The sequence below is a fragment of the Brevundimonas sp. genome, assembly GCF_019636155.1.
In the GTDB taxonomy this organism is placed as follows: domain Bacteria; phylum Pseudomonadota; class Alphaproteobacteria; order Caulobacterales; family Caulobacteraceae; genus Brevundimonas.
The window spans coordinates 1-11,065 of the sequence record NZ_JAHBYB010000024.1; the positions used below are offsets into that span (position 1 = coordinate 1).

Here is an 11,065-nt window from a genome sequence, read left to right on the forward strand (position 1 = left end):
GGCACGCTGGCGTGGGTCATGATGGCCGGGTGGTTGACCAGGCTTTCGACCCCGCCCAGGGATTCCGCCAGGGTGAAGACCCCCACCCGCTCCAGCACCTGTTTGGTGCGCGACAGATCGCCGTCGATCAGCACCGTCACCATGCCGCCGAACCCGCCGGGCATCTGGCGCGCGGCCAGGTCGTGCTGGGGGTGGCTGATCAGGCCGGGATAGACGACGCGGGCGACGCCCTTGCGGTCCTCCAGCCAGCGCGCGACGGCCAGGGCGTTGGCGCAGTGCGCCTGCATCCGCAGGGCCAGGGTCTTCAGCCCCCGGTTGACCAGGAAGGCGTCGAACGGCCCCATCACCCCGCCGACCGAGTTCTGAAGAAACTTGATCTGGGTCGCCAGGTCGGGGTTGCCGGTGACCAGGACCCCGCCGATGACGTCGGAATGGCCGTTCAGATATTTGGTCGCCGAATGCATGACGATGTCGGCGCCCAGGCCGATGGGCTGCTGGCAGAAGGGGGTGGCGAAGGTGTTGTCGACCACCAGGATCAGCCCCTTCGCCTTGGCCAGCTGCGACAGGGCGGCGATGTCGGCCAGCTTCATCAGGGGGTTGGTCGGGGTCTCGACCCACAGCATTCGGGTCTGGGCCGTGATCGCCGCCTGAACCGCGTTCAGGTCGCTGAGATCGACATAGCTGAAATCCAGCCCCATCGACCGGCGCCGCACCCGTTCGAACAGCCGCCAGGTGCCGCCATACAGGTCGTCCCCGGTCACGATGTGCGACCCGGCGTCCAGCAGTTCCAGCGCCGTGGACGTCGCCGCCATGCCGCTGGCGAAGCCGAAGCCGTGGGTTCCGCCCTCCAGGTCGGCGATACAGGCCTCGAACGCCTCGCGCGTCGGGTTCTTGCCGCGCGCATACTCATAGCCCTTGTTCACGCCCGGGCTTTCCTGGGCGTAGGTCGAGGTGGCGTAGATGGGCGTCATCACCGCCCCGGTGGTGGGATCGGGCCTCTGGCCGGCGTGGATGGCGCGGGTCGAGAAACCCTGGCTGTTCTTGAGATTGGTCATGGGCGTCCGCGGGGTCAGGATGCGGTTGAGGCGGCCGGGGCGGCCAGCCGCTGAAGGAAGAAGCGTTCGGCGTCGTCGAAGATGCGCGCCCATTCCCGGTCGTTGAAGGCGTGGCGCGGCGAAGACAGGGTGATGACCTGAACCGGCACATCCCGTTCGCGCAGAACCCGGGCCCAGTGCTGGGTCCGAAGGCGGGGGATCACCGGATCGCCGCTGGCGTGGATCAGCAGGACGTCGGGACGCCGCACGATGTCCTCGGGCCGCACATTGCCCGCCGAGGCCACCCCGACGACGCATTTCAGGTTGGTCTGCGTCACGGCCACTTCCGCCGCCAGATAGCCGCCGCGGGAATAGCCGATCACCCCCTGGCGCTGGGGATCGGCGCCGGGCAGGCCCTGCATCCACTGGGCCGCGTCGGCCACGGCGGTGTTCCACCAGTGGACGGGATCGGTGGCGGGCGCATTGCGCGCGGCGCTGAAATAGACCGGCATGACCACGGCGCAGCCCAGGGCCGCCCAGCGCCGGGCGGGGGCCAGGAAGGTGGGCAGGTCCGCGCCCAGCCCGCCCGATCCATGCAGCATCATGATGCTGGCGCCGGTCAGCGGTCCCTGGGCCGTCGGCGGGGCCAGAAGCACCGGCATGGGCTGGCCCCGGCTGAGGAACTCGCCCTCCATCAGGCCCTCGGGCGGATGTTGCTGGGCGTGGCCAGGTCCGGCGGCGGCGGCGCAGGATGCGCCCAGGACCAGACCCAGGCCCTGGCGACGATTGACGGGCCTCATGGCGCCCTCCCGGAACTCAGCGGTTCAGGCTGAGGTGGTTGATCAGGTCCGTGCGGGTGATCAGGCCCACGAAGGCCTCTCCATCCAGCACGATGGCCACCCGGTCGCGGTCGAACAGGGGGATCAGGGCGTCCAGAGGCTCGTTCACCTGCACCGTGTCCAGGTCGCGGGTCATGACCGACCCTGCCGGCTTCCCGAACCGTTCCTGGCGGGTGATCTCGTCGGTGTTCATGACGTGGACGATGTCGCTTTCGTCGATGATGCCGACCAGGCGGCCGTCCTGAAGGATCGGCAGTTGCGACACGTCGGCGCCGCGCATCCGCTTGAAGACGGTGTCCAGGGTGTCGTCGGGCGTGGCCGAGACCACGGCCCCATCGGCGTATTTGCGGGTGATCAGGTCCGACAGGTCGCCGTGCAGTTCGCGCTCGCCCAGGCCCTGATCGGCCAGCCAGGCGTCGTTATAGACCTTGGACAGATATTTGGCCCCGGTGTCGCAGACGAAGGTGACGCAGGTCCTGGCCTCGGTCTGTTCGCGGCACCAGCGCAGGGCCGCCGCGATCAGGGTGCCGGACGAAGACCCCGCCAGCACCCCTTCCTTCAGCAGCAGTTCGCGCACCGTCGCGATCGCCTCGGCGTCGGGGATGGAATAGGCCGTGTCGATCAGGTCCATGTCGGCCGTGTCGGGCACGAAATTCTGGCCGATGCCCTCGACCGTATAGCTGCCTTCCGGCCCCGGAATCCCTTCGTTGACCACGCCGGCCAGGGTCGATCCGACCGGGTCGGCCAGGATGATCTCGGTCCTGGCGCCCTTCGACTTCAGAAACCGGGCGATGCCGGTGATGGTGCCGCCCGAGCCGATGCCGGCGACGAAACCGCCGACATCGCCGCCCATCTGGTCCCAGATCTCAGGCCCGGTGGTGTCGAAATGGGCCTGGGAGTTGGCGTCGTTGGCGAACTGGTTGACGTAGAAGCCGCCCGGAATCTGCTGGGCCAGACGCTCGGCCATGTCGGTGTAGTATTCCGGGTGGCCGTGCGGCACGTCCGAACGCGTCAGGCGAACATCGGCGCCCATGGCCCTGAGATGCTGGATTTTTTCCTTGGACATCTTGTCCGGGATGACCAGAAGCACCTTATAGCCCTTGGCCTGGCCCACCAGGGTCAGGGCCAGGCCCGTATTGCCGGCCGTCGCCTCGACGATGGTCCCGCCGGGCTTCAACCACCCTTCCCGCTCGGCCGCCGCGATCATCGACAGGGCGATGCGGTCCTTGATCGACCCGCCGGGGTTCTGGCTTTCCAGCTTCAGGAACAGTCGGCATTTGCCGGTGTCGATCCGGGTCACCTCCACCATCGGCGTCTTGCCGATCAGCGTCAGCAGCGAACCGGTCGGTTCGCTCAGAACGGGGGCGGCGGACAGGGACATCAAATCACTCCGTGCGGTTCGAGCGGCAAGCTAGGCGCGGGGCGCGGCCGTCACAAGCGGTGGCGGCGCGCGGGAATTATGGCTATATTTATGGCCAGAACAGGAGAGCCGATCATGGCCGTCTATGGCGTGGCCGAGGCCAAGAACAACTTCACCCACCTGCTGGACCGGGTCGAAAAGGGCGAGAGCATCACCATCACCCGGCATGGTCGGCCCGTGGCGGAGCTGAAGGCCGCGCCCAGGCTGACTCTGGAGGAGCGTCGCGCCAAGATGGAAGAGTTCATCCGCCGCCGCGATTTGCGCCCCCACACCGACATCTCCGCTGCGGCGCTTGTCCGAGCCATGCGGGACGGTGATCCGGAGTGACGCTCTGGCTCGACGCCAGCGCGGTCGTCTGTCTCGTCCTGCGAGAACCCATGAGTCCAAACGTGGACCGGACGCTGGCGACCGCGACGGGACGGATCATCATCAGCGACTTCTGCCTGGCCGAGGCTTCGGCAGCGATTTCACGCCTCGTTCGCATAGGCGTCAGGTCTTCCGACGGAGCCGATGTCCTTTACTCGGAGATGGACGCCTGGGCGAAGGAGATTTCCGAACATGTGTGCATCACGCCGGATGACGTGATCGAAGCGACCCGGTTCGTCCGCAGACCCCAGTTGGCCCTGCGCGCGCCCGACGCCATCCATATCGCGGCGGCGCATCGACTGGAGGCGACGCTCGTTACACTGGACCTGGGCATGGCCCGCGCCGCGGCGGCGCTGGGCCTGGCCTGCATCAATCCCGCCGAGCCCCTCGGCGAACAGAAAGACTGAATGACAAAGACCCCCAAACGACCCGCGAACGGCCTTCCCGACAAGGAGACGCTGGTCCGATTCCTCCGCGAAGCCGGAGAGGCCGACAAGGCCGACATCGCCCGCACCTTCGGGCTGAAGGGCAATGAGCGCCGCCTGCTGCGCGAGATGCTGAAAGAGCTTGAGGCCGAGGGCCGCCTGGGCAAGCGCGGGCGCAAGGGCTTCTCCGAGGCCGGCGCCCTGCCCCCCGTCGGCGTGGCCGATGTGGTCGAACGCGACGCCGACGGCGAACTGTATGTGCGGCTGGTCAAGGGCGCGGACGATGCGCCCAAGGCCGTCCTGACGCCCGACCACGCAAAAGGGCCCGCCCCCGGCATGGGCGACCGGCTGCTGGTGAAATTCCAGCGCGGCGTCGACGGCTGGGAGGCCCGGCTGGTCAAGAAGCTGGATGCCGAGGCCAACCGCGTCCTGGGCGTGATCCGCAAGTCGGCGCGCGAAACCCGCGTCGAGCCGGTCGACAAGCGGTCCAGGAATGTCCTGATCGTGCCCCAGGCGCAGGGTGAAGGCCTGCGCGACGGCGACCTGGTGCTGGCGGCCATCGAGCGGGGCGAGCATCGTTATGGTCCCAAGCGCGGCAAGGTTCTGGAGACCATCGGCCGCGAGGACGACCCGCGCGCCGCCTCCATCCTGGCCATCCACGCCCATGGGGTGCCGATCGGCTTCTCTGACGTGGTGGAGGCCGAGGCGGCGGACCAGGCCGTGCCGACGCTGAAGGGGCGCGAAGACCTGCGGGTCGTGCCCTTCATCACCATCGACCCGGCCGACGCGCGCGACCATGACGACGCCGTCTATGCGGAACGGGACGAGGACGAGAAGAACGCCGGCGGCTGGATCGTCTGGGTCGCCATCGCCGATGTCGCCGCCTATGTGCGGCCCGGATCGGCCCTGGACCGCGAGGCGCGGGACAAGGGGAACTCGACCTATTTCCCCGACCGGGTCGAGCCGATGCTGCCCGAGGTGCTGTCCAACGGTCTGTGCAGCCTGAAACAGGGCGAGAACCGCGCCTGCATGGCCGTGCGGATGGTGTTCGACAAGAACGGGCGAAAGACCGGCCACCGCTTCGTGCGCGGCCTGATGCGCAGCCACGCCAAACTGTCCTACGAACAGGCCCAGGCCGCCATCGACGGCCAGCCGGACGATGCGACCGGCCCGATCCTGACGACCATCCTGCAGCCGCTGTGGCTGGCCTATCGCACCATGCTGATCGGCCGCGAGAAGCGCAGTCCGGTCCAGATCGAGTCGTCCGAGCGCCACGTGAAGATGGGGCCGGACGGCGCCATCGCCTCCATCGAGCGGCGCGTCAGCCTGGAGGCCCACCGGCTGATCGAGGAGATGATGATCCAGGCCAATGTCTCGGCCGCCGAGACGCTGGAGCAGAAGAAGACGCCCCTGATCTATCGCGTCCACGATGCGCCCAGCCAGGAGAAGATCTTCGCCCTGGCCGACTTCCTGTCGACGATCGGCAAGCCGTGGAACAAGGGCGAACCGATCACGACCAAGCGGTTCAACCGCCTGCTGGACGAGACCCGCGACGGCCCCTACGCCCAGACGGTCAATGAGGTGGTCCTGCGCACCCAGATGCAGGCGATCTATTCGCCGGAGAACATCGGCCATTTCGGCCTGCACCTGGACCGCTACGGCCACTTCACCTCGCCGATCCGGCGCTATGCCGACCTGATCGTGCACCGGGCGCTGATCCGGGCGCTGAAGCTGGGGAACGACGGATTGACGGACCGGGAGGTGGCGGAACTGGGCGGCATCGCCGAACACATCACCGAGACCGAGCGCCGATCCATGGCCGCCGAGCGCGACGCCATGGACCGCTATATCGCCGCCTTCCTGGAAGACCGGGTGGGGGCGACCTTCACCGGGCGGATCACCGGGGTGACCCGGTTCGGCCTGTTCGTGCGGCTGGACGAAACCGGCGCCGACGGCCTGATTCCCGTCTCTTCGCTGGGGGACGAATATTTCGTCCATGACGACCGCACCCATGCCCTGGTCGGGCAACGCACGGGCAAACGCTGGCCGCTGGGCAAGACGGTCGAGGCGCGGCTGGTCGAGGCCACGCCCGTCACCGGCGGCCTGGTGCTGGAGATGCTATCCCAGCCCGAGCCGCGCGATCCCAATGCGCCCGCCCCTCGCCTGGGGATCCGCGGACGCGGCGGCGACGGCCCGCCGATGCGCGGCAAGGGACGGCCCGGCGGCCCCAAGCCCCGCAACGGCGGCAAGCCTTCGGGCGGCCTGAAAGGCGTCCGGAAGGGCAGGCGGCGATGACGAAGGCGCCGCCCGAACCCTTCGATTCCGAGCAGGACCGCCGCGACGCGCCGCGCGTCGGCGGGCGGCAGGTTCCCAAGGACGCGGCCACCCTGATCCTGACCCGACGCCATGGCGGGCGCGACCAGGTTCTGATGGGGCGCAGGGCGCCGGGCCATGTCTTCATGGCCTCGAAATGGGTGTTTCCGGGCGGGCGGATCGACCGGGCCGACTTCGCCGCCGCCTGGGCCAGTGAACCCGCGCCCGCCGTTATGGGCCGCCTGTCGATGGAGATGCCCGCCCGGCGCGCCCGCGCCCTGGCCCTGACCGCGGTGCGCGAGACGTTCGAGGAGACCGGCCTGCTGCTGGCCTCGCCCGCGCCGGCGGCGTCGGTCGCGGGGCCGTGGCGGGAGTTCAGGGCCCTGGGCGCCCTGCCCGACCTGGCGGCGCTGAGCTATGTGGCGCGGGCCATCACCCCGCCGGGACGGACGCGGCGGTTCGACGCCCGCTTCTTCCTGGCGCCGGCCGAGGCCCTGCTGCACCCCGAACCGACCGCCGGTTCGGGCGAACTGGACGAGATCGCCTGGCTGGACCTGGAAGAGGCGCGGACACAGGATCTGCCGGCCATCACCCGCTTCGTCCTGGGCGAGACGGCCGAGCGGTTGTCGGGGACCCAGCGGCCCCTGCCCTTCGTGCGGATGGTGCGCGGGCGCCATGTGGTGGAGCGGCTGGACTGACGGATGCGCCGACGCGGTTGACTTGGCGACGCGTCTGAGTATGTTCCGCGCCTCTCATTTCAAGCGGCTTTCGCCGTCGCAAAGGTAATTCCGATGGCCAAACCGGCTTCCATCAAGATCCGCCTGAACTCCACGGCCGACACCGGCTTCTTCTACGTCACCAAGAAGAACGCCCGCACCATGACCGAGAAGATGGTCGTCAAGAAATACGACCCGGTCGCGCGCAAGCACGTCGAGTTCAAGGAAGGCAAGATCAAGTAAGGCTTACGCCCTTCAGATATTGCGACGCCCGGCTGGATCAGCCGGGCGTTTTCAATTTCGCCTCGGCGTCACGCCGCGCGCGCGATGACCTTGTTGCGGCCGGCGGACTTGGCCTCATAGACCCCTTCGTCGGCGCGTTTCATCAGGGCCTCGGGGGTGTCGCCGGATCCCGTCGTGGCGGCCACGCCGATGGAGACGGTGACGTTCAGCGACGCCTTGCCGCCCAGCACCGGGAAGGGCGCCCCGGCGATGTCGCGCCGGATGCGATCGGCGACATGGACCGCGTCCTCCAGGCTGGAACCCGGCATGACGACGACGAATTCCTCGCCGCCCTGGCGGCACGGCAGGTCGATGGCGCGGACATTGGTGGCCAGGCGCACGGCGAACTCCTGCAGCACCTCGTCGCCCGCATCGTGGCCGAAGCCATCGTTGACGGCCTTGAAGTGGTCGATGTCCAGCACCAGCAGGGCCACTGGCTCGCCGCCCTGGCCCGCGCGTCCGACCAGGGCCTGAAGCTGGCCGGCCATGTAGCGGCGGTTGTGCAGGCCGGTCAGGGCGTCGGTGACGGCCATCTCCAGGCTGTAGTCCAGCTTTTCCTTCAGGAAGTCGGCATAGCGCTTGCGCTTGATCTGGGTCCGCACGCGGGCGGCCAGTTCCTCGGCGTCGACCGGGCGGGGCAGGATGTCGTTGGCGCCCAGTTCCAGCGCCTTGACCAGCCGGGGCCGGTCGGACGGATCGACCACCGCCAGGATCGGCAGTTTGCGCGTCGCCCGGTCGGTGCGGATGCGGGCCAGCAGGCGCAGGCCGTCGAAGCCCTCGGCCGCGACATTGACGATGGCCAGGTCGATGGGGCCGGAGGCGGCGGCCATGCCGGCGTCGGGCGTGGTCTCGAAGGTCGGGCGATGTTCGCGCACCAACTGCATGCCGATCTTCTCGACCTGGCGCGGATTGTCGTCGACCACCAGGATGCGGCCGCCTGAGCCGCGCAGCCGCCCGCCGCCATCGGCGTTGACGCCCAGGCGGCGGCCGTTCTCCTCGCGCTCGCGCAGTTCGTCGGTGACCTGTTTCAGCCGCACCAGAGACCGCACGCGGGCGAACAGGATCAGATCGTCGATCGGCTTGGTGACGAAATCGTCGGCGCCCGCCTCCAGCCCCCGGATGCGGTCGTCGCGGCCGTCCAGGGCGGTGACCAGGACGACGGGGATGTGCCGGGTCGCCGGATCGGCCTTCAGCCGCTTGCAGGTCTCGAACCCGTCCATGCCCGGCATCATGACGTCCAGCAGGACGATGTCCGGCTGGTCCGCCGCCGCGCGGGTCAGGGCCGAGGGCCCGTCCGAGGCGGTGACCACGTCATAGTATTCCAGCGTCAGCTTGGCCTCGAGCAGCCGGACGTTCGGCTCCACATCATCGACGACCAGGACACGCGCACTCATTCCGCCCTACCCCAGATGCTTGCGGACGGTGTCGAGGAAATGCATCACCGAGATCGGCTTGGAGATATAGGCCTCGCAGCCGCCCTGGCGGATCCGCTCCTCGTCGCCCTTCATGGCGAAGGCGGTGACGGCGACCACGGGGATGTGGCTCAGCTCCTCGTCGTCCTTCAGCCATTTGGTGACTTCCAGCCCGCTGATTTCCGGCAGCTGGATGTCCATCAGGATCAGATCGGGACGATGCTGGCGCGCCAGGGCCAGGGCCTGCAACCCCTCGCGGGTCTGCAGGGTCTCATAGCCCTGGGAATCGAGCAGATCATGAAAAAGCTTCATGTTCAGCTCGTTGTCCTCGACGATGAGAACCTTCTTGGACATCATCACCCGGTCGGTTCGCCTTTGGAAGCGGGGCTTTTCGCCTTCTCGACTGGCACTGTCGCGCGGCTGTCTTAAGTTGGCGTGAAGCCGAGGTCCGTTTCGTGAAAGCCATCTGCCGCGACTGTTTCCGCACCGGGTCCGAAGGGCCGTCGGACGGGCGTTGTCCGGCCTGCGGATCGCGGCGGATGCTGGTCCATGACGAACTGGACCGGCTGGCCATCGCCCACCTGGACTGCGACGCCTTCTACGCCTCGGTGGAAAAGCGGGACCGGCCCGAACTGCGCGACCGGCCGGTGATCGTCGGCGGCGGCAAGCGCGGGGTGGTGACCACCGCCTGCTATATCGCCCGCCTCTATGGCGTGGGATCGGCCCAGCCGATGTTCAAGGCGCTGAAGGCCTGCCCCGACGCGGTGGTGATCAAGCCCGCCTTCGACAAATACAAGACCGAGAGCGCCCGCATCTTCGGCGCCGTGCGCGAACTGACGCCCCTGGTCCAGACCCTGTCCCTGGACGAGGCGTGGATCGATCTGGCGGGGACCGAACGGCTGAACGGCGGGCCGCCGGCGCTGCAGCTGGCGCGATTGCAGAAGCGGATCGAGGACGAGACCGGCCTGACCGTCTCCATCGGCCTGGCGCCCAACCGTTTTCTGGCCAAACTTGCCTCCGAACTGGACAAGCCGCGCGGATTTTCGGTCATCGGGGCCGCCGAGGCCGTGGGGGTGCTGGCGCCCCGCCCGGTGACCGCCCTGCCCGGCGTCGGCCCGGTGTTCGGCAAGACCCTGCGCAGCGACGGCTATGCGACCATCGGCGACCTGGCCGCCGCCGATCCGCGCGAACTGATCAGGCGCTATGGCGAGCATGGGCTGCGCCTGCACGACCTGGCGCATGCGCGCGACCATCGCCGCGTCGACCCCGAGCAAGACCGCAAGGGGATGAGCGCCGAGACCACCTTCAACGACGACCTGAGCGAGGCCGATGCGCTGGAGGCCGAACTGTGGCCCCTGTGCGAGAAGCTGGCGGCCAAGGCGCGGCGCGACGGAGTGGCCAGCCGGGTCATCGTGCTGAAGCTGCGTCGCACGGACTTCAAGATCGTGACCCGGCGCACGACCCTGGCCGAGCCGGTGCAGACCGCGCGGGCCCTGTTCGCGGCCGGTCGGGCCATGCTGAAGCCCGAACTGGGGCGGCCCTACCGCCTGATCGGCATCGGCATGGCCGATGTGCGCGACGCCGAGGACGCGCCCGCCGCCCTGTTCGACAGCGCCGAAAGCCGCAATCTGAAGACCGAGACGGCGATCGACCGGCTACGCGACAAATTCGGCCGAAATGTCGTGGTGGCGGGCCGGGCCCTGAAACGCTGAACCGACCGTTCAAGCGGTCTTAAGCCCGCCGCGCCATGATGGCCGGATGAAGTCCTTCATCGACAAGATGCGCCGTCGCGCCGGCCGGTACCTGGGCGTCAGGCCCATGCCCGTCGCCCCGGAGCGCGGCGTGCTGAGCCTGTCGTTCGACGACATTCCCGTCTCGGCCTGGACCGAGGCGGGGCCGGTGCTGGACCAGCATGGGGTGAAGGCGACCTACTATGTCTGCGGCGGCCTGGCGGGCGGGCGCAACCTGGACCTGCCGCAGTTCGAGACGGCGCATCTGCAGGCCCTGCATGCGGCGGCGCATGAGGTGGGGTGCCATACGTTCGAGCATGTTTCGACCCTGACGCTGAGCCCGGCCGAGCTGGAGGCCAGCCTGGCCCGCAACGCCGCCTGGGTGGCCGAGCGGCTGGACGGCTATCGGATGACGACCTTCGCCTATCCGTTCGGGGACTGCGCCCTCAGGGCCAAAACGGTGATCGACCGGCGTTTCCGCTCGGGCCGGGGGGTGCGTGACGGGGTCAATGCGGGGCGGGCCGACCG

The 11,065-nt window shown here is 68.6% G+C and carries 12 protein-coding genes; 7 read left to right on the plus strand and 5 right to left on the minus strand.

Annotation, left to right across the window (positions count from 1 at the left end; genetic code table 11):
• The 3 genes from KF910_RS13760 to KF910_RS13770 form a co-directional block, all read right to left on the minus strand.
• The coding region (locus tag KF910_RS13760; protein WP_292263910.1) for a trans-sulfuration enzyme family protein at positions 1 to 1,055 on the minus strand (1,055 nt) is incomplete at its 3' end.
• Positions 1,056 to 1,069: 14 nt separating this feature from the next.
• Positions 1,070 to 1,834, minus strand: a complete 765-nt coding sequence (locus KF910_RS13765; protein ID WP_292263912.1) for an alpha/beta hydrolase family protein — start codon at positions 1,832 to 1,834, stop codon at positions 1,070 to 1,072.
• A gap of 16 nt (positions 1,835 to 1,850) precedes the next feature.
• The gene (locus KF910_RS13770; protein WP_292263914.1) at positions 1,851 to 3,254 is read right to left on the minus strand and encodes a cystathionine beta-synthase; all 1,404 of its coding nucleotides are present in this window, start codon (positions 3,252 to 3,254) and stop codon (positions 1,851 to 1,853) included.
• 114 nt (positions 3,255 to 3,368) lie between these two features.
• On the opposite strand from KF910_RS13770, the gene KF910_RS13775 reads away from it, so the two are divergent.
• From KF910_RS13775 to rpmG, 5 genes are all read left to right on the plus strand, one after another.
• Positions 3,369 to 3,620, plus strand: coding sequence for a type II toxin-antitoxin system Phd/YefM family antitoxin (locus KF910_RS13775; RefSeq protein ID WP_292263915.1), 252 nt, complete (start codon positions 3,369 to 3,371; stop codon positions 3,618 to 3,620).
• Complete coding sequence (locus KF910_RS13780; protein WP_292263917.1) at positions 3,617 to 4,066, plus strand: type II toxin-antitoxin system VapC family toxin; 450 nt, start codon at positions 3,617 to 3,619, stop codon at positions 4,064 to 4,066. The genes KF910_RS13775 and KF910_RS13780 overlap by 4 nt, the downstream gene beginning before the upstream one ends.
• Complete coding sequence (gene rnr, locus KF910_RS13785) at positions 4,067 to 6,379, plus strand: ribonuclease R (protein WP_292263919.1); 2,313 nt, start codon at positions 4,067 to 4,069, stop codon at positions 6,377 to 6,379. It abuts the gene before it with no gap.
• Positions 6,376 to 7,095 carry an NUDIX hydrolase gene (locus KF910_RS13790; protein WP_292263921.1) on the plus strand — a complete coding sequence of 240 codons (720 nt, stop codon included), beginning with the start codon at positions 6,376 to 6,378 and terminating at the stop codon, positions 7,093 to 7,095. Before rnr ends, KF910_RS13790 begins: the two co-directional genes overlap by 4 nt.
• Before the next feature lie 93 nt (positions 7,096 to 7,188).
• Positions 7,189 to 7,356: a 50S ribosomal protein L33 gene (gene rpmG / locus KF910_RS13795; RefSeq protein ID WP_181543575.1), complete on the plus strand. Its 168-nt coding sequence runs from the start codon at positions 7,189 to 7,191 to the stop codon at positions 7,354 to 7,356.
• A gap of 68 nt (positions 7,357 to 7,424) precedes the next feature.
• Here the strand turns inward: rpmG and KF910_RS13800 are convergent, their stop codons facing one another.
• Entirely contained in the window at positions 7,425 to 8,789 is a 1,365-nt protein-coding gene (locus tag KF910_RS13800) for a PleD family two-component system response regulator (protein WP_292263923.1), read from the minus strand.
• 6 nt (positions 8,790 to 8,795) lie between these two features.
• The gene (locus KF910_RS13805) at positions 8,796 to 9,161 is read right to left on the minus strand and encodes a response regulator (protein ID WP_292263929.1); all 366 of its coding nucleotides are present in this window, start codon (positions 9,159 to 9,161) and stop codon (positions 8,796 to 8,798) included.
• Positions 9,162 to 9,262: 101 nt separating this feature from the next.
• Between KF910_RS13805 and KF910_RS13810 the strand changes: the two genes are divergently transcribed.
• Entirely contained in the window at positions 9,263 to 10,519 is a 1,257-nt protein-coding gene (locus KF910_RS13810) for a DNA polymerase IV (protein WP_292263925.1), read from the plus strand.
• A gap of 46 nt (positions 10,520 to 10,565) precedes the next feature.
• Positions 10,566 to 11,065 (plus strand): polysaccharide deacetylase family protein (locus KF910_RS13815; protein WP_292263927.1); only part of this gene is annotated, 500 nt, incomplete at its 3' end.